The organism is Nitrosospira sp. Nsp18 (assembly GCF_900103145.1).
Taxonomy (GTDB): Bacteria; Pseudomonadota; Gammaproteobacteria; order Burkholderiales; family Nitrosomonadaceae; genus Nitrosospira.
The window spans coordinates 21,869-43,622 of sequence record NZ_FMWY01000031.1; the positions used below are offsets into that span (position 1 = coordinate 21,869).

At 50.9% G+C, this 21,754-nt stretch carries 21 protein-coding genes; 18 read left to right on the forward strand and 3 right to left on the reverse strand.

Annotation, left to right across the window (positions count from 1 at the left end):
- The first annotated feature begins 4 nt into the window (after positions 1–4).
- From BLS94_RS12320 to BLS94_RS12330, 3 genes are all read left to right on the forward strand, one after another.
- Positions 5–211, forward strand: coding sequence for a zinc-finger domain-containing protein (locus tag BLS94_RS12320; protein ID WP_072768354.1), 207 nt, complete (start codon positions 5–7; stop codon positions 209–211).
- 122 nt (positions 212–333) lie between these two features.
- A complete protein-coding gene (locus BLS94_RS12325) occupies positions 334–1,710 on the forward strand; it encodes a phosphomannomutase/phosphoglucomutase (protein WP_090961491.1) in 1,377 nt (458 codons plus the stop codon).
- A gap of 221 nt (positions 1,711–1,931) precedes the next feature.
- A complete protein-coding gene (locus tag BLS94_RS12330; RefSeq protein WP_090961493.1) occupies positions 1,932–2,429 on the forward strand; it encodes a low molecular weight protein-tyrosine-phosphatase in 498 nt (165 codons plus the stop codon).
- 181 nt (positions 2,430–2,610) lie between these two features.
- Here the strand turns inward: BLS94_RS12330 and BLS94_RS12335 are convergent, their stop codons facing one another.
- A complete protein-coding gene (locus tag BLS94_RS12335; RefSeq protein ID WP_090961496.1) occupies positions 2,611–5,439 on the reverse strand; it encodes an Rne/Rng family ribonuclease in 2,829 nt (942 codons plus the stop codon).
- 416 nt (positions 5,440–5,855) lie between these two features.
- Here BLS94_RS12335 and BLS94_RS12340 point away from each other — a divergent pair, with 416 nt between their 5' ends.
- Both BLS94_RS12340 and BLS94_RS12345 read left to right on the forward strand, forming a co-directional pair.
- The gene (locus BLS94_RS12340) at positions 5,856–6,875 is read left to right on the forward strand and encodes an RluA family pseudouridine synthase (RefSeq protein WP_371130296.1); all 1,020 of its coding nucleotides are present in this window, start codon (positions 5,856–5,858) and stop codon (positions 6,873–6,875) included.
- A gap of 182 nt (positions 6,876–7,057) precedes the next feature.
- Complete coding sequence (locus tag BLS94_RS12345; RefSeq protein ID WP_072768349.1) at positions 7,058–8,014, forward strand: S49 family peptidase; 957 nt, start codon at positions 7,058–7,060, stop codon at positions 8,012–8,014.
- Between the two features lie 19 nt (positions 8,015–8,033).
- Here the strand turns inward: BLS94_RS12345 and BLS94_RS12350 are convergent, their stop codons facing one another.
- Positions 8,034–8,741, reverse strand: a complete 708-nt coding sequence (locus tag BLS94_RS12350) for an SAM-dependent methyltransferase (protein ID WP_090961502.1) — start codon at positions 8,739–8,741, stop codon at positions 8,034–8,036.
- Positions 8,738–9,334: a Maf family protein gene (locus BLS94_RS12355; protein WP_176767871.1), complete on the reverse strand. Its 597-nt coding sequence runs from the start codon at positions 9,332–9,334 to the stop codon at positions 8,738–8,740. Before BLS94_RS12355 ends, BLS94_RS12350 begins: the two co-directional genes overlap by 4 nt.
- 227 nt (positions 9,335–9,561) lie before the next feature.
- On the opposite strand from BLS94_RS12355, the gene BLS94_RS12360 reads away from it, so the two are divergent.
- The 13 genes from BLS94_RS12360 (at position 9,562) to BLS94_RS12420 (ending at position 21,479) form a co-directional block, all read left to right on the forward strand.
- Entirely contained in the window at positions 9,562–10,059 is a 498-nt protein-coding gene (locus BLS94_RS12360; protein ID WP_072768347.1) for a YceD family protein, read from the forward strand.
- Between the two features lie 25 nt (positions 10,060–10,084).
- Positions 10,085–10,264, forward strand: a complete 180-nt coding sequence (gene rpmF / locus BLS94_RS12365; protein ID WP_072768346.1) for a 50S ribosomal protein L32 — start codon at positions 10,085–10,087, stop codon at positions 10,262–10,264.
- 57 nt (positions 10,265–10,321) lie between these two features.
- A complete protein-coding gene (gene plsX / locus BLS94_RS12370; protein ID WP_072768345.1) occupies positions 10,322–11,383 on the forward strand; it encodes a phosphate acyltransferase PlsX in 1,062 nt (353 codons plus the stop codon).
- Positions 11,380–12,339, forward strand: coding sequence for a beta-ketoacyl-ACP synthase III (locus tag BLS94_RS12375; protein WP_072768344.1), 960 nt, complete (start codon positions 11,380–11,382; stop codon positions 12,337–12,339). Before plsX ends, BLS94_RS12375 begins: the two co-directional genes overlap by 4 nt.
- A gap of 198 nt (positions 12,340–12,537) precedes the next feature.
- Positions 12,538–13,488, forward strand: coding sequence for an ACP S-malonyltransferase (gene fabD, locus BLS94_RS12380; RefSeq protein WP_072768343.1), 951 nt, complete (start codon positions 12,538–12,540; stop codon positions 13,486–13,488).
- Between the two features lie 82 nt (positions 13,489–13,570).
- Positions 13,571–14,311: a 3-oxoacyl-ACP reductase FabG gene (gene fabG, locus BLS94_RS12385; protein ID WP_176767872.1), complete on the forward strand. Its 741-nt coding sequence runs from the start codon at positions 13,571–13,573 to the stop codon at positions 14,309–14,311.
- A 159-nt stretch (positions 14,312–14,470) separates the two neighbouring features.
- A complete protein-coding gene (acpP, locus tag BLS94_RS12390; RefSeq protein ID WP_011380423.1) occupies positions 14,471–14,707 on the forward strand; it encodes an acyl carrier protein in 237 nt (78 codons plus the stop codon).
- A gap of 34 nt (positions 14,708–14,741) precedes the next feature.
- Positions 14,742–15,989: a beta-ketoacyl-ACP synthase II gene (gene fabF, locus BLS94_RS12395; protein ID WP_072768341.1), complete on the forward strand. Its 1,248-nt coding sequence runs from the start codon at positions 14,742–14,744 to the stop codon at positions 15,987–15,989.
- 378 nt (positions 15,990–16,367) lie between these two features.
- Positions 16,368–17,357, forward strand: coding sequence for an endolytic transglycosylase MltG (gene mltG, locus BLS94_RS12400; RefSeq protein ID WP_072768340.1), 990 nt, complete (start codon positions 16,368–16,370; stop codon positions 17,355–17,357).
- 274 nt (positions 17,358–17,631) lie between these two features.
- Positions 17,632–18,582 (forward strand): HpcH/HpaI aldolase/citrate lyase family protein, encoded by a 951-nt coding sequence (locus tag BLS94_RS12405; RefSeq protein WP_090961508.1) that lies wholly within the window; start codon positions 17,632–17,634, stop codon positions 18,580–18,582.
- Positions 18,583–18,948: 366 nt separating this feature from the next.
- The gene (locus tag BLS94_RS12410) at positions 18,949–20,139 is read left to right on the forward strand and encodes a malate--CoA ligase subunit beta (protein ID WP_072768338.1); all 1,191 of its coding nucleotides are present in this window, start codon (positions 18,949–18,951) and stop codon (positions 20,137–20,139) included.
- A complete protein-coding gene (sucD, locus tag BLS94_RS12415) occupies positions 20,140–21,027 on the forward strand; it encodes a succinate--CoA ligase subunit alpha (RefSeq protein ID WP_072768337.1) in 888 nt (295 codons plus the stop codon).
- 62 nt (positions 21,028–21,089) lie between these two features.
- Positions 21,090–21,479, forward strand: a complete 390-nt coding sequence (locus tag BLS94_RS12420) for a hypothetical protein (RefSeq protein WP_072768336.1) — start codon at positions 21,090–21,092, stop codon at positions 21,477–21,479.
- Positions 21,480–21,754 lie beyond the last annotated feature (275 nt).

Here is a 21,754-nt window from a genome sequence, read left to right on the forward strand (position 1 = left end):
AACGATGCAGAATCACGCCAGCAATAATAAAGAGCGCCAAATAGAAATCACTACTGATGATTTACCGCTTCATTGCCCGATGCCATCAATGTTGTTATGGAATTCGCATCCTCGCGTGTTCTTGCCGATAGAAGGCACAGGCGAAGCACTATGTCCATACTGTGGTACGCGCTACACCCTTAAAGGGGGTGCGGCGTCAGGTCATCATTAACGAAAGCAAGTATTTGATTGCTGAAAACAGAAAGCCATAGTCCTGATCGGTGACTATGGCTGTTTTTTCAAGTATTAGTTGAGCTGTACCCAAATATTGCTATTCAACCTCACGCTACTCTAATGGACACATTCCCGCACGAAATTTTCAAGGCTTACGATATTAGAGGTATTGTCGGGAAAACACTAACCGCTGAAATCGTCGAAGCCATTGGTCAGGCTATCGGATCTGAAGCACGAGCACGCGGACTTGCATCGATAGCGATAGGGCGGGATGGCAGATTATCAGGCCCGGAACTGGCACAGGCACTTGCGAAAGGTTTGCAAAAAAGCGGTATCGACGTGATAGACGTCGGGATGGTAGCCACCCCCATGCTCTACTTTGCTGCCCATATGTTGTGTAATTATTCGGGTGTTATGGTTACCGGCAGCCACAATCCTCCGGAATATAATGGCTTGAAGATGGTATTGGGCGGTGAAACCTTGGCCGCCGAATCCATTCAAGCCTTGAGTGGGCGGCTTGAAAATAACGATTTTTTTTACGGCAGTGGCGACTATCACACGCACGATATTGCGGAAACATATCTCCAGCGCATAACCAGCGATGTGAAGCTGGCGCGTCCGATGAAAATCGTCATTGATTGCGGTAATGGTGTACCCGGCCGCTATGCGCCTACGCTATATCGTAGATTGGGATGCGAGGTAACCGAGCTGTTCTGTGAGGTCGACGGGACTTTTCCTAATCATCATCCCGACCCGTCCGTTCCCGAGAACTTGCGAGATCTGATTAAGGCTCTTAAGACTGCCGATGCGGAAATAGGTCTTGCCTTCGACGGTGATGGTGATCGTGTGGGGGTTGTAACCAAGAATGGCGCCATCATTTATCCCGATCGACAGTTGATGTTGTTTGCTGCCGATGTATTGTCCAGAAATCCGGGCGGGCGGATCATTTTTGACGTGAAATGTACTCGCAATCTTGCTCCCTGGATCAAGCAACATGGCGGCGAGCCTATCATGTGGAAGACGGGACATTCGTTTATAAAAGGCAAATTGAAAGAAACCGGTGCGTTGCTGGCTGGAGAAATGAGTGGACACATTTTTTTTAATGAACGCTGGTATGGATTTGATGATGGGCTTTATGCAGGTGCGCGCCTGCTGGAGCTACTCAGTTCCAAAACAGATATTAATCTTGCACTAAATGAAATCCCGGACGCCCTTAGCACGCCTGAATTGCAGATAAGATTACAGGAAGGTGAGAACTACCGCGTTATCGCGCAATTACAGAAAACTGCGCGCTTTGATAATCCTGAGCGTGTGATTACCACCGACGGACTACGTGTCGAATATAAGGACGGTTTTGGATTGGCGCGCTCATCCAATACGATGCCAGTGATCGTGCTACGATTTGAAGCCGACAGCGAGGCAGCTTTAAACCGTATACAGAAGGATTTTCGCAAGGTTATTTTGCAGGTCAAACCGGACGCAGAGTTGCCCTATTAGATAACCCTCCACAACAGCGTTCCCACTGTCCGGTTCAGTTATCAGGTCAGTGGACCGGAACGCTTCGCCGTCGCACTTGTTCGAAAGTTCGCTATTGCAGAGATAGAGAATATCGATTCTTCAACTTGCTCGACAGCACCGGTAATACTTGATATTGCGATGTATTATAATATTATGTGCGGGTAAGGGAATAGGGACACAAGGAGGTATTGTTGATTATTATGAACAGAGGAAAAAATACCAAGACTAGTGTTCTGTTTGTTTGCATGGGCAATATTTGTCGCTCTCCCACTGCGGAGGCTGTCTTCAGACATCAAGTTACCGCTGCCGGCTTTGAGAACGCCATCCACATCGATTCTGCCGGTACGCATGATTATCATATCGGTGCACCGCCGGACGCGCGCGCTCAGAAAGCGGCGGCGCAGCGAGGCTATGACGCAACCGGGTTGCGCGCCCGTCAGGTGGATGAAACGGATTTTGAGGTTTTTGACTATATTCTGGCGATGGATAAGGCCAATCTGGCCATACTCGAACGAGAATGTCCGCCCCAATACAGCCATAAGCTTGGGTTGCTGATGCAATACAGTGAGCGGTATTCGGAAGGCGTGGAGGAGGTGCCTGATCCTTATTTTGGAGGAAATCAGGGTTTCGAACACGTACTGAATTTGGTCGAGGAAGCGGGACGCGGATTGCTCATCCGGGTTCGTGGTGAAAAATAGCTGGCAGCCTCTGTCGGGCTTGAAGAATCGCGGCGAAATATGAACCGGCCAGACGCTTTGTAGTCGATTTCCTTAAAGTCCGACAGAGGCTAGAGAATGACGCCTGAACCAGTACTTCGCAGGTGCAGTAAAAAGGCGGGAGTGTTCTGTCCCGCCTTTTATCTTTTGCAAATATCGATTCCTATTTATGCGTTTCGACTTGCACCAACGGTTCGTCCTGGTTCACTACCGGAGGAGGAGGCGTTCTTTTTCGCCGCCGCTGCGGTAGCGCTGATTCTGTTGCCGCCTCGGCTTCAGCCGTTTTTATCTTCTCCGGTTGTGTTTCGATCATGATCAATCCACTCGCGACCAGGTTCAACGGTTCGATTACATCCGATCGTTGAGGCAATCGGGTTTCTTCCCGTTCTGATACAGGAGCCATAACCTCGATTTCGGCCGCGGCAGTTTCATTGTTTGTTTTGCCAATTTCAATCTCATCCGGAGACGGTTCCCGCATGGTTGTGATAGAGGCGGGTGGGCTTACGGTCGCCAGTTCCTTGATAGGCTCATGAGCAGGCACCTGAACGGTTTGCTGTTTATCCTGCTCTGTTTCCGGCTCAGGCACTATCGGAACAGGTAAGGCCGAGGTCGGCACTGCCGACACTGGCTGGGCCATCACGGGCATATTTACCGGCATGTTTTCATCCTCATGCAATGATTCAGGATGAGGACTGCCCGTTGACTCCGAAGGTGCCTCCGCCGCTTGCAGAGGAGGAAGGGTAAGGATGAGCGCCGACGCCTCTTGTGTTGATGCGGAAAGGGCTTCCGGAACAGGGCTTTCTTCACGCGCCGCTAGGTCAGCGTGCTGGGTGTGAGAATCTGCTACCGCTGGCTGTTTATTTTCATGGGACGCCCGCTCGGTGCGGTCACCTCGATCACGCTGTCTCCCACCACGACGTCTGCGGCGGCCACCATCTTCGCCCTGCTGCAAAGTCTCTTCAGCCACCGGCTGTTCTTCTGGCCGCGGCTTGAGGTCGGTTCGGATCTTCTCTTCGCGTGGTGGTCGCGGATGCTTTTTTTGAGTGGGCCGCTCACTCTGCAACTTCCCATCACTACGTTCCCCACGTTGAGGCGCAGCGTCCCGGGTAAGACTCGATGCATTAGCGGCTTCACTGCCATGCTCACCACGATCATCGCGCCCACGCTGAGTGACTCGCGGTGTTTTTTCGTGCTCAACATCGCGCGCTTCGCGCCCGCGTTCTCGACGGCCACGGCCGCGCTCTGCTCGTTGCAGGCCGGTCTTTATCTGTTCTGGCCGCACATTGTTTTCTGCCACGCCCATCTGTTTGAACCAGCTGAATATTCTATCCAGAAAAGAAAGCTGTTCAGGTTCATGATGAGATTTACGCTCACGTATCGGAGCGGGTTGCGGCGGAGTAATACCTCGGACGGCAGCTTGTTGCCGTGCCGGCTTGGCCTCTTGCGCAGCTGACGGTAACGCAATTTCGGTGGCCGGTTTCTCCACCATTTGATAGCTGGTTTGAATTTCACCCAGTTTCACATCGTCATGACGCAAGCGGGTGATGTTGTAGTTTGGCGTTTCGAGATGAATGTTCGGAATCAGTACTACGCTTACCTTTAATCGGGCTTCGATTGCATGAATTTCTGCGCGCTTCTCATTTAGTAGATAGGTGGCTACATCAACTGGTACCTGAGCGTGAAGCACGGCGGTATTTTCTTTCATCGCTTCTTCCTGAATTATCCTTAGAATATGCAATGCAGAGGAATCAGTGCCGCGGATGTGTCCGGTACCGTGGCAACGCGGGCAGGAGATATAACTACTCTCACCCAGCGAAGGACGCAGGCGCTGACGCGATAATTCAAGCAGACCAAAACGGGAAATCTTGCCCATCTGCACGCGTGCGCGGTCATAACGCAACGCATCGTGCAGCCGATTTTCCACCTCACGCTGGTTACGAGCGATTTCCATATCGATGAAGTCAATGACTACGAGTCCGCCCAGGTCGCGCAGGCGCAGTTGCCGAGCGATTTCTTCGGCGGCTTCCAGGTTCGTGTTGAGCGCAGTTTGTTCGATATCCGAACCGCGAGTGGCGCGCGCCGAGTTTACGTCAACCGATACCAGCGCTTCTGTATGATCAATAACGATCGCACCGCCCGAGGGTAGTGTGACTTGACGCGAATAAGCGGTTTCGATCTGGTGCTCAATCTGAAAACGCGAAAATAGCGGCACATCGTCGCGGTAAAGCTTGACCCGATTGACATTGGCCGGCATGACGTGGCTCATGAACTGGCACGCCTGCTCGTAGATACTTTCAGTATCAATCAGGATTTCGCCGATCTCCTGATGAAAGTAATCTCGTATGGCGCGGATTACCAGGCTGCTTTCCTGATAAATCAGGAAAGCGCCGCTTTGGCTGCTGGAAGCATCTTCAATGGCACGCCACAGTTGCAGCAGATAATTAAGATCCCACTGCAATTCTTCTTCACTTCGCCCTATTCCAGCAGTACGGGCTATAATGCTCATGCCGGAAGGAATGCTCAGTTGCGCCATGACATCACGCAGTTCCGCGCGGTCTTCGCCCTCTATGCGGCGCGATACGCCTCCGCCGCGAGGATTGTTGGGCATCAGGACCAGATAGCGACCAGCCAGGGAAATATAGGTGGTTAGTGCAGCTCCCTTGGTTCCGCGTTCGTCCTTGTCCACCTGAACAATGAGCTCCTGGCCTTCACGAAGCGCATCCTGGACGCGAACGCGTGCCGGGTCTGCATTTTCCTTGAAATAGGAGCGGGAAATTTCCTTGAATGGCAGAAAGCCATGCCGTTCGCCGCCGTACTCGACAAAAGCGGCTTCGAGGCTCGGCTCAAGGCGGGTAATAACTGCTTTGTAGATATTGCTCTTGCGTTGTTCCTTGCCGGCAGATTCAATGTCGAGGTCAATAAGCTTTTGACCATCAACAATGGCGACACGCAGTTCTTCCGGCTGTGTCGCATTAAATAGCATGCGTTTCATTTTATGCCCCCCGCGCTCTGGTCACGGGTAGATAGCCTACGCGCAAAGGGGAAAGTCCCCGACGCAGCGTATACGAGAGCTTTTAGTCAGGCAACTTTGTCATGTATGTCGGGCTGCTGGTGTAAGATGACTATTTCTCTGGCTTGTCACAGTGGCCCTGCTTTTCTGACAAGCAGAACCAGGAAATTAAGTTTCAATCAGGCTTCGACTATGGCTGCCCGCAAGCGGGCGCTACGAAACTGAAAACTGAAATCGACGTGTGCTTCGAGCGCGTAAATCCATTACTATCGCTACTTTAGTGGTGAGCGACGTTAACCAGATTTCGGGATTGGCTCTTATACCTCGGAAAAAATCCCATCAACAGCGCCACTTCACGCACCGGATAAAGGATAGGCTGGAACCCCGAATTGACAAGTATAAGTAGAACTAAGGATTTAGGCAAAGAATTTCCTCTGAGTCCGGCAGTTACAGAAATTATAGGCGAGGACAGTAAAGGCCAGCGTATCGATAATTTCTTGATCAAGCGCCTTAGAAACGTGCCTAAAAGTCATATCTACCAGCTATTGCGGAGCGGGCAGGTGCGACTTAACAGCAAGCGCATCAGTGCGGATTGCCATCTTCAACTGGGCGATATGGTACGTATACCGCCGGTGAGGATGGCGGAAAGAAATTCTCCACTCAAAAAGAAAGTAGCTGAAAGCCAGTTTATTCCGTTCGAAATTTTATTTGAGGATGAAGCCCTTGTCGTCATCAATAAACCTGCGGGAGTTGCGGTACATGGAGGCAGCGGCGTAAGTTTCGGTGTCATCGAGCAATTGCGTGCTCAGCATCCCGACTGGAAATTTCTGGAACTGGTCCATCGTCTCGACAGGGAGACTTCCGGGATTTTGCTCCTGGCCAAGAATCGGGCTGCGCTCGTTGAACTGCACCGGGTAATCCGTGCAGGGATGATGGAAAAGCGATATCTGACGCTGGTAAAAGGCAAGTGGCACAACACAAGACAAAGCGTCAAGCTGTTTCTCAAGAAATACGTGACGCCCGCAGGCGAACGGCGCGTGGTGGTGATTGCCGAGGGGAAGGGAAGCGAAGAGGGAAAGAGCGCTCACACCGTTTTTAATCTGAAAAAATCCTGGCAGAATTTCAGTTTGCTGGAAGCGGAGTTAAAAACGGGCCGTACTCATCAAATTCGCGTGCATCTCGCTCATCTGGGTTTCCCCATTGCGGGCGACGATAAGTATGGAGACTTCGCGTTGAACAGGGAGTTGATGAAGCGCGGTCCCGAACGAGGTCTCAAGCGCATGTTCCTGCATGCGTTTACAGTCGAAGTTACGCATCCGGTAACCGGGAGAAAGCTTCGTATTGAAGCGCCGCTGGCGGAAGATCTAAGCAAGTTTTTGCTTGAGCTGGATGCCGATACCACCCCTTTGTGCCCATAATAGGCTCGGCGGGAGCGATATACCTGATTTTTTCGACAGATGGAGCCTGCCAGGATTCTATCGCTGACTCATGCAAGAGGAAAAGTATGGGTTTGCGGAAATAGATGAGAAAGCGTAACGTTTCTGGTAGGCCCGGTTCCGCGCAGTTCGCTATATCACTTCATTTGAAGGGTTGAAATAACATGGCAGATTCAGAATCAGAAAATCGCACCGAAGGTTGGGAAAAGCAGGTGCTTGAAAAATTAGCGCTGTCTTCTTTGCAGGAACAACGCAAGGCGCGTCAATGGAGCGTATTTTTCAAATCGCTTACATTTATCTATTTGTTTATTTTGTTATTCATCTTTTCTGGCTGGTTCGGTGGGGACGATATGTCCATGTCCCGTAAACATACTGCCCTGGTCGAGTTGCGGGGCGTCATCTCCCCCGATAGCGTTAGCAGCGCTGATAATATTAATGCCGGCTTGCAACATGCATTCAAGGATGCAAAAACGCAGGGTGTGATTCTGCGTATCAACAGCCCGGGGGGGAGTCCGGTACAGGCGGGCTACATCAATGATGAGATCCGCCGTCTGCGTGCCGAGTATCCTGAAATTCCTCTTTATGCCGTGGTAGAAGATATCTGCGCATCCGGTGGTTATTATGTCGCCGTCGCCGCCGATAAAATTTACGTGGACAAGGCCAGTATGGTCGGTTCCATCGGCGTGCTGATGAACGGATTCGGTTTTACCGGCGCAATGGAAAAGCTTGGCGTCGAACGGCGGTTGCTCACGGCAGGGGAAAACAAAGGCTTTCTTGATCCTTTTTCGCCTACCAACCCCAGCCAGGAGGAATACGCCAAAAAAATGCTCAACGATATCCACGAACAATTTATCCAGGTGGTGAAGGAGGGAAGGGGGGTGCGCCTGAAGGAAACGCCCGAGATATTCAGCGGCATCGTCTGGACGGGTGAAAAAAGCATAGAGCTGGGGCTCGTCGACGCAATGGGCAGTGCGGACTACGTCGCGCGGGAAATTATCAAGGCCGAACGCATTGTGGATTACACGACCCGGGAAGGATTCAGCGAGCGCCTCGCTCGCCGTTTCGGCGCTGTAGCGGCGGAGGCGCTGATTACCACGGGAATCGGTGGAGGGTTGCGGTGATTACAATTTTGCCTGTCAGTCAACCCTGCAGCAAAAAGATAGCGGGTTTATTATGAATATCGGGTAAAGTATGTTTCCATTCTTTGACTGTTCTGGTTGAAATGAATTCATTTGCCAAGGTCAGATTGCAGGCGATGCAAAGAGCAGTGTCATCGCGGCAGTTAAAAAGAATGGATTCCAGTAACTTTTGGTTGCGATATGGCGTTTCGATAAATATCTGGGTTTGATCGCCAGTTATCGAATCTTTTTCCAGCTCAGCTATTTTTTTGGCGCGCCTGTTATTTTCAACGGGAAGGTAACCGTGAAAAGTGAAGCGCTGACCGTTCAATCCCGACGACATCAAAGCCAGCAGTATGGAGGATGGTCCTACCAGTGGCATCACCCGGATTTTTTTTTGATGAGCAAGGCGCACTAATCCCGCCCCAGGGTCCGCTACCGCCGGAGAACCCGCTTCAGACAAAAGTCCGATGTCGCTACCTTCGAGGAGGGGTGCAAGCAGTTTTTCATATTCCCTGGCGTGAGTGTGTTCATCCAATACCTGCATGCTGATTTGCTGTAATGGCAGGACGCAACCGATTTGTTTCAGAAATTGCCTCGCGGTTTTTGGATGCTCGACAATATAATGATCCAGCGCCGCTATGCATTGCCGGACAGCGGGGGGGATTATCCAGGTGATATCACATGGGCCCAAGGGAGCGGGAATGAGATAGAGAGTACCGGAATTCACACTATCTCTATCCCTTCGCGCGTCAGCATTTCCACCAGTGCAATCAGCGGTAACCCAATCAGTGCACTGGGATCCTCGCTTACTATATGTTCGATCAGCGCTATCCCCAATCCTTCCAGTTTGGCGCTTCCGGCGCAGTGATATGGATGTTCTCTATCGAGATAGTTGTCAATTTGCTGGTCGCTTAATTTTCGGAATTTGACGCGGGACGAGACGAGCCGTATCTGCATATTGTCTTTATCGCTATTAAGAAGGCTCAATGCAGTATGAAACACTACCTCTTTTCCGCGGATGAGGCGCAACTGCTGGGTGGCATTTGCATGATTGAGTGGTTTGCCGAGTTGAATCCCTCCCAATACCGCCACCTGGTCAGCGCCTATGATCAAGGCACCAGGGTAACTTACGGCAACCATGCGAGTCTTTGCGGCCGCCAAGCGCAAGGCAGTAGTGTCAGGACTCTCTCCAGCCAGCGGAGTTTCATCTATTTCCGGATTATAAACTTCAAATGGAATTTGCAGGCGCCGAAGCAGTTCGTGGCGATATATGGAACTGGATCCCAATACAAGTGGCTGGGCAATTTGTTGTGTTTTCAAAGTTTATCTTTATCAGGTTTTTGACACTCAGAGGCAAAAAATATATTATGCGCGCCGTATACCGTATACATACATGCACACAAAAATACATGCCCGCGAGATTTTAATCTTAAATACGCAAATTTATCAATTGAACAGCATTGACGGATGAAATTGAAGCAGCGTAGCGGGCGATACGCAAAAGAGAATATTCACATTTTCATTTTATAAAAAAGATTTCTACTCTTATGGCGGTACGGCTCATCATTGATGCTCTCGATTTTGCCCGTAATGCCGAAGCGCATCATGGTAAAATCGCACTGTCCGAGTTCGAGCGGTTACAGGATTATCTGACGTCCGGGGGCGGCGAGTTGCAGTACGCGATTACTGGCGCGCTAGACATAAATGCCAGGCCGCTCCTGAAAATAGATGTTCAGGGGTCGATAAATCTCCGTTGCCAGCGTTGTCTGGGGGAATACGGATATGTGCTGGATTTGCAGGCGTATCTGCTGCTGGCGCAAAATGAAAATGAGCTGTGTCGCCTTGATGAAGATGAATCAGTCGAGTGTGTTCTGGCGACCCCCGACATGGATGTTGTGGCGCTGATTGAGGATGAAATAATCCTGAGTTTGCCAACTTCCCCACGTCACGGGGAAAGTGAATGTTCGATCAAGCAGGATAGTAAGGACACGGCAGGGGAAAGATCTCTTTTTGCTGCACTGGCGGCACTGAAAAACCTGCATTGAAAATATATTTAAGGAGCTGAATACCATGGCAGTCCAACAGAATAAGAAATCCCCATCCAAGCGCGGCATGCACCGTTCGCATGATTCTCTGACCAGTTCGCCGTTGACGGTAGATCCCGGCACTGGCGAAGTACATTTGCGTCACCACATCAGTCCGACGGGTTATTACCGGGGCAGAAAGGTCGTCAAATCAAAAGGAGATTAAATCGCCCCGCCGTTCAGGGGATATTAAATTTATCCCCATCTCAAGGGCGTCCCAAAATTGAATATCACCGTAGCTGTAGACTGCATGGGTGGCGATCACGGCCCTCATGTGACGGTTCCTGCAGTCGTCGAGTATCTCCATCGTAACACCGGAAGTGACATCATTCTGGTAGGGCTGCCCGACGTTATCGAAGCTGAATTGCGCGTCGCCAAGGCTGCACTTGGCCCCCGGTTGAGGATTCAGGCCGCAAGTGAAGTAGTGGGCATGGACGAGTCGCCGGCGCTGGCGTTACGCGGCAAGAAAAACTCCTCGATGCGAGTTGCTATCAATCTGGTAAAGAGCGGTGAAGCACAGGCGTGTGTCAGCGCGGGTAACACCGGCGCATTGATAGCAACTTCCCGGTTCGTGCTGAAAACACTTCCTGGAATCGATCGACCGGCTCTGGCTGTGGTATTGCCCACCATAAAGGGACACACATATGTCCTCGACTTAGGCGCCAATGTGGATTGTAACGCGGAGCATCTGCTTCAATTCGGGTTGATGGGGGCCACGTTGGTTTCTTCCGTGGAAAATAACGAGAAGCCCAGCATCGGCTTGCTGAATATAGGCGAGGAAGAGATCAAGGGCAACGAGGTAGTGAAGCGGGCAGCAGAGCTGCTACGTAACAGCGGACTTAATTTTTACGGCAATATCGAGGGTAACGACATTTATAAAGGAACAACCGATGTGGTTGTGTGCGACGGATTCGTGGGGAATGTGGCCCTGAAAACGTCGGAAGGGGTGGCGCAAATGCTTTCCACTTACTTACGTGAGGAATTCAGGCGCAATCTGTTCACGAAATTTGCGGGACTCATTGCCTCGCCAGTCATTAATGCATTCAAGCGTCGAGTGGATCACCGCCGGTACAATGGCGCCAGCTTGCTGGGATTGCGTGGGGTCGTCATTAAAAGCCATGGCTCGGCTGATAGTCACGCGTTTGGTTTTGCTATTGCCCGGGCGGTGGATGAGGTTCGCGGCGGAATGCTGAATCACATCAGCGAACGCGTTGCGCAACTGCCACATCATCCGGAAAACTCATCCTCATATCCTCGGCCCCTGGCAGAAGAGAAGCGCGCATGATGTACTCCAGGGTCATCGGGACGGGCAGCTATCTGCCCGAAAAAATTCTCACCAATCGTGATCTTGAGCAAATGGTGGATACCAGCGACGAGTGGATACGCAGTCGCACCGGTATCGCGCAGCGGCACATCGCTACGGATGACCAGATGGCGAGCGATCTTGCGCTCAATGCCAGCCGTGAAGCAATGAAGGCAGCGAAGGTTGATGCTGGAGAGATCGATCTGATTATTGTTGCCACCACCACGCCGGACGTAATTTTTCCCAGTACAGCCTGCATTCTGCAGGATAAGCTCGGTGTGAAGGATTGCGCCGCATTTGACGTACAGGCGGTGTGCAGCGGCTTTATCTATGCGCTTGCCACCGCCGATATGTTTATTCGTGCAGGAAAATATCGTACGGCTTTGGTCGTAGGGGCCGAAGTCTACTCACGCATACTCGACTGGAGCGACCGCAGTACCTGCGTGCTATTTGGCGACGGCGCGGGTGCTGTTGTACTCACCCGGAGCGATCGCCCGGGAATAATTTCAAGCCACTTACATGCGGACGGAAGCTATAAAGATATTCTGACGGCGCCTGGGAGTTTTTCTCGTGGCAGGATTCAAGGCAGCCCGTTTGTTATGATGGAAGGCAATGCAGTCTTCAAATTTGCTATAAAAGTTCTGGAAGATGTGGTACGCGAGGCCTTGGCGGAAAACAATCTGGAGGTGTCCGATATTGATTGGTTGATTCCCCACCAGGCTAATATCCGTATCATTATTTCCACTGCAAAAAAATTGGGTATACCAATGGAGAAGGTGGTTGCCACGCTAGACAAGCATGGCAATACTTCAGCCGCCTCCATTCCGTTGGCATTGGATGTTGCCGTCCGAGATGGCCGCATTCAATCCGGTCAGCATGTACTGCTGGAGGGTGTAGGAGGAGGATTTACCTGGGGAGCGGTATTAATTTCATGGTAGAAGCTGCTAACCTCTGCGTAAATCACAAGAAGCTTGTTTTTACCAACTGATTATCCCTCGCTTTTATTGTTTGTCGCAATAAGGCACTAGAAGAATGCTATTCCCTAATTTAATACGGCACTATTATCCCGATTTTACTCCCATCCAAAGATATCAAGGAATTATCAGCCGATTCTGTTCAAATGAATGCGGGCAACAATGACTGCTTCCGTAAAATTTGCATGTGTTTTTCCTGGGCAGGGCTCGCAATCAATAGGCATGATGAAAGGTTATGCTGATTTTCCTGTTGTGCGTGAAACCTTTGACGAAGCATCTTCTGTGCTCGGGCAGGATTTTTGGACGCTGGTCAATGATGGTTCGTCCGATGAGCTTAATCTGACGGTTAATACTCAACCGCTGATGCTGATGGCCGGGATCGCGGTGTATCGAGCTTGGCGGAGCCTGGGGAACGTGAACCCGGTACTCATGGCCGGCCATAGCTTGGGAGAATATACCGCCCTGGTGGCGTCGGGCGCCCTGGCTTTTTCGGATGCGCTGCCCTTGGTGCGTTTTCGAGCTGACGTAATGCAACAGGCCGTACCGGAAGGTACGGGTGCCATGGCGGCAATTCTCGGACTTGACGATGAGGTGGTGGAAGCGCTTTGCGACGAAATCACAAACTCTTCATGTGGAGAATTGCTGGAGCCGGCAAATTTTAATTCACCTGGGCAGATAGTGATTGCCGGCCACAAAAGTGCGGTGCTGCGCGGGATGGAACTGGCCCGGTCTAAAGGCGCAAAGCGGGCGCTGATGTTGCCTGTAAGCATACCGTCGCATTGTTCCCTGATGAGCCTGGCGGCTGACAAGCTGCATAAGCGGTTAGAACCGCTCATGCTCCAGTCGCCGGAAACTCCACTGTTGCATAATGCTGATGCGCAGCGGCACGAAAATACGGAAGGCATTAAAAAAATTCTGATACGGCAATTATGCAGCCCGGTGCGCTGGACCGAAACCGTTCGTTCTTTTGCTTCCTCCGGCGTTACCCACGTGGTGGAGTGTGGGCCAGGAAAAGTGCTGTCTGGGCTTAATAAACGCATAGATGCAAATTTGCAGAGCCTGGCGCTCGCCGATAGCGTAGCGCTTCACCATGCGGCCGACATATTGTTGTAGGTTGCAATACCATTGATGAGCCTTGCGGCTTTTATAGCGCAGAGGTTATCGTTGTTGATTTGACTGGGCGAACTGGAGAATAATGCTGCAAAATCAAATTGCTTTCGTAACTGGTGCCAGCCGGGGCATAGGGCGGGCCATTGCGCTTGAGCTGGCTAGACAAGATGCCGTTGTGGTAGGCACCGCCACCACTGAGGGAGGGGCTCAGGTCATTAGCGGCTACCTCAAGGAGGCGGGCCTCAAGGGCGCGGGCATGATATTGAACGTAAACGATGCTGCGCAGATTGAAAGCGTTCTTAAAGCTGTACAAGAGGAATTTGGCGATATCGCAATCCTGGTGAATAATGCCGGCATCACTCGCGACAACTTACTTCTTCGAATGAAAGATGAGGAATGGGATGAAATCATGGAAACGGATCTCAAATCAGTATTCCGTTTGAGCCGCGCTGTGCTTAGAGCCATGATGAGGGCCCGTTATGGGCGCATAATCAATATCTCCTCTGTAGTAGGCTCTACCGGAAATATGGGTCAGGCTAACTATGCCGCTGCCAAAGCCGGCATATCTGGCTTCAGCAAATCTTTAGCGCGTGAAGTGGGTAGCCGCAATATTACTGTCAATTGTATTGCACCCGGTTTCATAGAGACTGACATGACACGCTCTCTCACCGAAAAACAACAGCAACTTCTGCTCCAGCAAGTCCCTCTGGGCAGATTGGGGCGTCCGGAAGAAGTCGCTTCTGCAGTCGCTTTCATTGCGTCGCCAGGCGCAGCGTATATTACCGGCGCAACTCTTCATGTGAATGGCGGAATGTATATGGATTAATAGGGCATCCATAAATTTTTTGCCATTCAACCGTAAATTACCAAGGAAACCCCTTTATGAACCAGGTTGATTACTTTTGAGCTTCAAAGCGTTCAGATTTTATTAATGCCAAAAACTTGCTAGAATGACGGCGTTTTTCTTACCGGAAGAGGTATTTAGATGGAAAATGTAGAGCAGCGTATAAAAAAAATAGTGGCTGAGCAGTTAGGAGTGAATGAGGCCGACGTCAAGAGTGAATCTTCTTTTGTGGATGACCTGGGTGCCGATTCGCTTGACACCGTAGAGCTGGTTATGGCACTGGAAGAAGAATTCGAGTGCGAAATCCCTGATGAACAGGCAGAGAAAATCAATACTGTTCAGCAGGCTATCGACTACATCAATTCCCACAGCAATTAATTTTTGCTTCAAGCACATCCTAATCGGAGCCACCTTGTCCAAGCGTAGGGTAGTTATCACCGGACTGGGCATGATTTCGCCTGTCGGTAACACCGTCTCAGATGCGTGGACTAACGTTCTCGCTGGAAAATCCGGCATTACACGAATTACTCGTTTTGATGCTTCCGCATTTGCTTCTCAGATAGCTGGAGAAGTAAAGGATTTTGACGTTACGGAGTATCTTTCCGTTAAAGACGCGCGTCGTATGGATATCTTCATCCACTACGGTATGGCGGCAGCAATCCAGGCGGTCCGGGACGCAGGTATTGACGATATAGCCAGTACCCGTCTTGATGCCGAGCGTGTTGGTGTCAATATCGGTTCCGGCATCGGCGGTTTACCGATGATCGAGGCCACGCACGATGTTTATCACGCTGGCGGTCCGCGCAAGATCTCTCCATTTTTCATTCCCAGCACCATCATAAACATGATTGCGGGTAACTTGTCCATTATGTTTGGCTTCAAAGGACCGAATCTCGCCATTGTCACTGCCTGTACCACCGCCACCCACTGCATCGGCGACTCAGCTCGGCTGATCGAGTATGGAGATGTGGATGTGATGGTGGCGGGTGGTGCTGAGTCATGTGTTACGCCACTGGCTATTGGCGGCTTTGCCTCGGCGCGGGCGCTGTCGACCCGCAACGACGATCCTGTTACCGCCAGTCGGCCATGGGACAAGGGTCGGGATGGCTTTGTTCTGGGGGAAGGCGCCGGGATCCTGGTTCTGGAAGAACTGGAGCATGCCAAACGTCGCGGCGCCAAAATTTACGCTGAGCTAGCCGGCTTTGGCATGAGCGCGGACGCCTACCATATGACAGCACCCTCGGAAGATGGAGAAGGTGCCGCGCGCTGTATGAATAATGCACTTAGAAATGCAGGGATGAATTCCACAGAAGTGGACTATATCAACGCGCACGGCACCTCGACGCCATTGGGAGATATAGCGGAGACTGTCGCGGTGAAGCGCTGCTTTGGCGAACACGCGAAAAAACTTGTAGTGAACTCTACAAAATCGATGACCGGACATCTGCTCGGCGCCGCTGGCGGGATCGAAGCCATATTTAGCGCCTTGGCCTTATATCACCAGGTGGCGCCGCCCACTATTAATATTTTCGATCAGGATCCCCAGTGTGATCTGGATTGCGTTCCCAATACCGCTCGGAAAATGGAAATTAACGCGGCAATGTCAAACTCGTTTGGCTTTGGCGGCACAAATGGTACACTCATTTTCCGTAAAGCCTGATTTTCCCGGCTAAGGAATCTAAACCAGGGAATCTATAAACGAAGGAATCTATAAAAGTGGGCCAGATCGTGCAGGCGGAGTAATGCCTTTCGAAGCAGGCGCCATCCCGGGGGAAAAGCGAACTCCAGAAGCCCGGCAACCGCATCCAGATTTGCTATCGTGCTTCGCGGACCTCTCGTGCAGCGTCAAGGAGTGTCCTTTCGGCATCGAGCTGGCAACGCCGTCCGTAAGTTACTTGTCTTTCGGTTACGGTAAAATGGTCCATCCACTCCGTCATACTCCTGGCCCTCCCTCGCTCGCTTCACGCGTTTGCGATCATCCCGATTTTGCCAACCGAGCTGCCGGCCGAGCGCTTCATGGACTTATTCAGAGGTTCTTTTGCGTACGCTAAAACGCTTGATCTTTCTTGCCTTTGCCGGAGTCTTGCTGTTCACTGGATGGCTCGCTTACCAACTTAATGTCCCCGTTCAGCCCCCTACGGTCCCTTACGAATTTTCCATCAAGCCGGGCAGCAGTTTAAAAAGCATCGCAAAGCAATTAGCCGATGCAGGCATTTTGCCGGACATGTGGTCCTTTGTCTTGCTGTCGCGGGTAATGGGAGTTGCATCATCGGTCAAGGCGGGCGATTATGAGATTGGTCGCAGTATTTCGCCGCTGCAATTGCTTGAACGTATCACCAGTGGTGACATCAATCAGACCGAGATCAGATTCATAGAAGGCTGGACCTTTTCTCAGCTCAGGCAGACGCTGGATGAGCATCCGGCTCTTCGGCACGACACTGCCGGTTTGACCAGCGGCGAAATTCTGCAACTGATCGGCGCAACCGAAACCGCAGCGGAAGGATTGTTTTTTCCCGATACCTATTTTTTTGCACGTGGCAGCAGTGACGTGGCAATTTTGAAACGCGCCTATCACGTGATGCAGAACCATATGGCCAAAGCGTGGGCCGAGCGCTCGGCAGATCTGCCGCTGGCAAGCCCCTACGAGGCCTTGATTCTCGCTTCAATCGTCGAAAAAGAAACCGGAAAGGAAAGTGATCGCGGCCTGGTGGCTGGTGTTTTCCTCAACCGGTTGAGACTAAACATGCTGCTGCAAACCGATCCCACCGTTATTTATGGTCTTGGTGACAAATTTGATGGCAATCTCCGAAAAAAAGACCTTTTAACTGATCAGGAATACAATACTTATACTCGCCGCGGCTTACCGCCAACGCCCATCGCTTTGCCGGGACTGGCCTCCATTCAGGCTGTATTCAATCCCGCCACGACGAAAGCGCTCTATTTTGTCGGCAAAGGAAAGGGCGAATCGCACTTCTCCAATGATTTGGCGGAGCATAACCGCGCGGTATCAAGATATCAAAAACAATAGCGCCAGAACGCGCTCATTCATAATGTATTTAATCGCGGAAAAAAATACGGTGGAACTGACGGTCCATCCAATGCTTGCCTGGACTCCGGTCGATGATTTCCTCTATTTATTAAAAGTAAATTGACATTACCATCTTCAAAAGTAGAATGGCGAGTTATCAATAAACAACAAAATGGGGCCAGGTTGCAATGTTCAACCTCGGCTGAACATTGAAAATACCGCAGCTCTCCCCCAACTCCGCCTCCAAATCAATTAAATTCTATCAGGAAGATTAATGAGTCATACATTATATGAAGCGTCCGTCTTGCGCATCCAACGCTGCGAATTAGCTGTTCCCGGTTCGAACCCCGGCATGTTTGAAAAGGCGTTGAAAAGTGGCGCGGATTTCATCTTCCTCGATCTTGAAGACGCAGTTGCTCCCGACGACAAGTTGACCGCGCGCAAAAACGTTATCGAAGCGCTCAATGATCTGGCCTGGAAAGCGCACGGCATTACCGTCTCGGTACGCATAAATGGTCTGGACACGCAATTCATGGTGCGCGACGTGGTGGATCTGGTCGAGAAAGCAGGCGATAAGGTGGATACCATATTAATTCCGAAGGTAGGAGTTTATTCTGATGTCTATATGGTTGAAGCCATGCTGAACCAGCTGGAAATGCAACAAGGGCTAAAAAACAGAATTGGTATTGAGGCGTTGATCGAAACCGCTTTAGGAATGGCAAATGTAGAAGATATTGCACGTAACGGCGCCACAGGCCGCCTTGAAGCACTACATTTCGGGGTGGCTGATTATGCTGCCAGTAATCGCGCCAGGACGACAAATATTGGGGGGCTCAATCCGGACTACCCGGGTGATCAATGGCATGCCGCCATTAGCCGCATGACCGTGGCGTGCCGTGCCTTTGGGTTACGTCCTATCGATGGCCCGTTTGGTGATATAAAAGATCCGGATGGCTTCAAATTAGCGGCGAGAAGAGCCGCGGCATTAGGTTGTGAAGGCAAATGGGCTATCCATCCTTCTCAAGTCGCACTCGCCAACGATGTATTTACGCCGCCTGCTGCGGAAATCGAAAAAGCACAACGAATTCTGGATGCTTTAAAAGAGGCGGCCGCTCAAGGTAAAGGCGCAGCTGCATTGGATGGCCGACTTATCGACGCCGCTTCCGCAAGGATGGCCAACAACGTAGTCAAAATGGCGGAGGCAATGCGCGCTAAAGGCGTGTAATGCACTTTCGAGGCCGCGTTTAGCGGCCTTTTTCTTTGTTGGTCGTTGATTTATCAGGTTATGGAATTGCGGGAAACCATTTCTATTGAAAACAGTAGCTGCACCGAAGTCCCATCTGTACATGGCCAGTTTCCAGCCATCATTGCCCGGTATGATAGCGCGTTAAGAGGGTGGTGCCCGTGAATCTTATTTTGTTTCGGCTGTGGCAGCATCGTAGGGGTGGTTCGTGCCTTCAAAAGTGATCAATTCAGCACCGGGACCGTTAAGACGGGCATGGTTCTCATCGATTGGCGTAGTGTGTTCTGCTGAACAGCCTCATGAGATAACCGGATAAAACTATTTGACAATAAAATAAGGTGATGCATTTTGGATATACACGAATATCAGGCGAAAGAGATTCTGACGAAATATGGCGTTAAGATCGCGGAAGGCGGTCTGGCTTACAGCCCGGATGAAAGCGTGCAGCGGGCTAGAGAAATTGACGGGAATGTTTGGGTAGTAAAAGCACAAATTCATTCAGGAGCGCGCGGTAAAGCCGGTGGTATCAAGATCTGCAACACGCATGATGAAGTTAAAGCGGCTGCGGAAGAATTATTGGGAAAATATTTGATAACTCATCAAACCGGGCCGATGGGTAAAATTTGCTCAAGGGTTTACGTTGAAGCAGGGACGCAAATTGCCAAAGAAATCTATCTTTGCTTTTTGATCGATCGGAGTTCAGAGCGGGTCGTCATGATAGGTTCTGCCCGAGGCGGAATGGAAATCGAGGAGTTGGCTGAAACAGATCCTGATGCCATAAAAAAAGTTTACATTGAGCCCTCTGTCGGTCTCCTGGATTTTCAAGCGCGGGAGATGGCTTTTGCGCTAGGGTTGGAAGCTTCGCAATTAACCCATGCTGTCAAAACGATAAAAGGTTGTTATCGCGCGTTACGCGATCTCGACGCGAATATGCTGGAAATCAACCCCCTGGTTGTTACGGCTAGCGGCGAACTCATCGCGCTGGATGCAAAAATGAGCTTTGACGACAATGCCCTGTTTCGACGTCATGAAGTTGCTGAATTGCGCGATAAAACTCAGGGAGACCCGCGGGAGATGGCGGCTGGCGATCAAGGACTGAGTTATATCGGACTGGATGGCGACATCGGTTGCGTGATTAACGGCGCCGGTCTGGCCATGGCTACCATGGATATGATTCAGTTGGCTGGCGGAGAGCCAGCAAATTTTCTTGACGTTGGCGGGGGTGCATCTGCTGAGCGTACAGAAAAGGCCTTTCGTCTGGTATTGGCCGATAAAGGGGTTAAGGCAATATTGGTCAATATATTTGCCGGGATCAACCGTTGCGACTGGATCGCGGAAGGCGTCGTGCATGCCGTAAACAATATTGGTATTAAAGTCCCGCTGGTTGTGCGCTTATCAGGTACAAATGTTGAGGAAGGTCAGCGCATCATTGCTGAGAGCGGCCTCCCCATTATCACGGCGAAAACGTTGGCGGAAGCTGCGGATAAAGTTGTCCAGGCCCGTAATGAGGTGATTGCGAAAGAATGTAAAGGAATGTAAATGGCTATTTTAATTGATGAAAACACGCGCATTATAATTCAGGGCTTTACAGGTAAAACTGGTACTTTCCATGCGCAGGACATGATCAACTACGGTTCAAACGTGGTGGGAGGCGTAACCCCCGGCAAGGGCGGACAGCAACACCTGGGTCTACCCGTCTTCAATACGGTAAAGGAAGCTGTGGAACAAGTCGACGCCGACGCCACCATCGTATTTGTGCCACCCGCGTTTGCAGCGGACTCGATCATGGAAGCGGCGGAGGCCGGTATCAGATATTGTGCGGCTATTACTGACGGGATCCCCACACAGGATATGATGACGGTCAAGAACTTTTTGCGGCGTTTTTCTATCGAAGATAGGATGGTGCTTACAGGCCCGAATTGTGCCGGTACGATCAGCCCAGGCCGGTCAATGCTGGGGATCATGCCCGGGCACATCTATAAGAAAGGTAAAGTCGGGGTTATCGGGCGGTCTGGAACGCTAGGTTATGAAGCAGCGGACCAGATGAGGATTCTGGGTATCGGCATATCTACGTCGGTAGGCATTGGCGGAGATCCGATTATAGGCAGCTCCCATCGTGATATCCTGGAAAAATTTGAAGAAGATCCTGAAACCGAAGTAGTCGTCATGATTGGCGAAATCGGGGGGCCGCAGGAAGTTCAAGCCGGTATTTTTGCCAGAGATCATATGAGCAAGCCGGTGATTGCCTATATCGCAGGCTTGACCGCACCTGAAGGTCGTCGCATGGGGCATGCCGGCGCGATTATCTCATCTCCGGGCGAAAGTGCGGCAGAAAAAGTCGCTATGCTGAGAGACCTTGGTGTCACAATCTGTCCGACGCCTTCTGCCATTGGTGAAACAGTTGCAGCGGTATTGTCCAGAATGTAACTTCTACGCGAATCATGGCGAATCATGGTATTGCCAGATGTGATTGAGAGCGAGGTTTAAAAATGGCAATCTGGATAACGGCGTTAAAAATCATTCCCTGGGGAAGCGTGCTGGAATCCGCGCCCCATATCGTCAAAGCGGCGAAACAGGTTTTTTCCGCGGCAAAGTCCGATCCGGGCAGTTTTGCGGAGGCTTCAAGCTCGCCAATGGGCGACGGGTCGGTTAATCCGGATAAGCTGGATAAACGGGTTCGTCTGTTAGAGGCAAAAATCATCGAATTGAGCAATGAACAGAGGTCGTCTGCTGAGCTGATCAAATCGCTCGCCGAACAGAATGCACTTGTCGTTGAGGCTATCGAAGTTTTTCGGGTCCGGGTAAAGATTCTGCTGATTGCATGTATTTCATTGGTTGGCGTGCTGGCCGGTTTCGTATTCTGGCTGGCGACGAGATAATGTCCGGGTCTTGAACGTTTCCTCTAAACCTGCATCTTTTTCCTCCTGTGATTTTTCCAACTTCGTATTGCATATCTCTCGCGGCTACTCCAGCCGTTTGTTCGCGCTTTTTTTCGGAATGACAGGCTCGGACAGATCATTTGTACAGGCGCGGACAATTTATTTGTTCGCTACGTCGCCCTCAATTTTCTTGACACGAAGTAGTTGTACGTTTAGGCTACGCGGTGTTTTAGGGAGGCCTTGGGGATAGTCCTGGGGGTTTTACAGAAAAGACA

Coding starts and splice junctions, on each gene's coding strand:
- BLS94_RS12320 (WP_072768354.1), top strand. CDS start 5: ATGCAGAATCACGCCAGCAATAATAAAGAGCGCCAAATAGAAATCACT.
- BLS94_RS12325 (WP_090961491.1), top strand. CDS start 334: ATGGACACATTCCCGCACGAAATTTTCAAGGCTTACGATATTAGAGGT.
- BLS94_RS12330 (WP_090961493.1), top strand. CDS start 1,932: ATGAACAGAGGAAAAAATACCAAGACTAGTGTTCTGTTTGTTTGCATG.
- BLS94_RS12335 (WP_090961496.1), bottom strand. CDS start 5,439: ATGAAACGCATGCTATTTAATGCGACACAGCCGGAAGAACTGCGTGTC.
- BLS94_RS12345 (WP_072768349.1), top strand. CDS start 7,058: ATGGCAGATTCAGAATCAGAAAATCGCACCGAAGGTTGGGAAAAGCAG.
- BLS94_RS12360 (WP_072768347.1), top strand. CDS start 9,562: ATGGCGGTACGGCTCATCATTGATGCTCTCGATTTTGCCCGTAATGCC.
- rpmF (WP_072768346.1), top strand. CDS start 10,085: ATGGCAGTCCAACAGAATAAGAAATCCCCATCCAAGCGCGGCATGCAC.
- BLS94_RS12375 (WP_072768344.1), top strand. CDS start 11,380: ATGATGTACTCCAGGGTCATCGGGACGGGCAGCTATCTGCCCGAAAAA.
- fabD (WP_072768343.1), top strand. CDS start 12,538: ATGACTGCTTCCGTAAAATTTGCATGTGTTTTTCCTGGGCAGGGCTCG.
- fabG (WP_176767872.1), top strand. CDS start 13,571: ATGCTGCAAAATCAAATTGCTTTCGTAACTGGTGCCAGCCGGGGCATA.
- acpP (WP_011380423.1), top strand. CDS start 14,471: ATGGAAAATGTAGAGCAGCGTATAAAAAAAATAGTGGCTGAGCAGTTA.
- BLS94_RS12405 (WP_090961508.1), top strand. CDS start 17,632: ATGAGTCATACATTATATGAAGCGTCCGTCTTGCGCATCCAACGCTGC.
- sucD (WP_072768337.1), top strand. CDS start 20,140: ATGGCTATTTTAATTGATGAAAACACGCGCATTATAATTCAGGGCTTT.
- BLS94_RS12420 (WP_072768336.1), top strand. CDS start 21,090: ATGGCAATCTGGATAACGGCGTTAAAAATCATTCCCTGGGGAAGCGTG.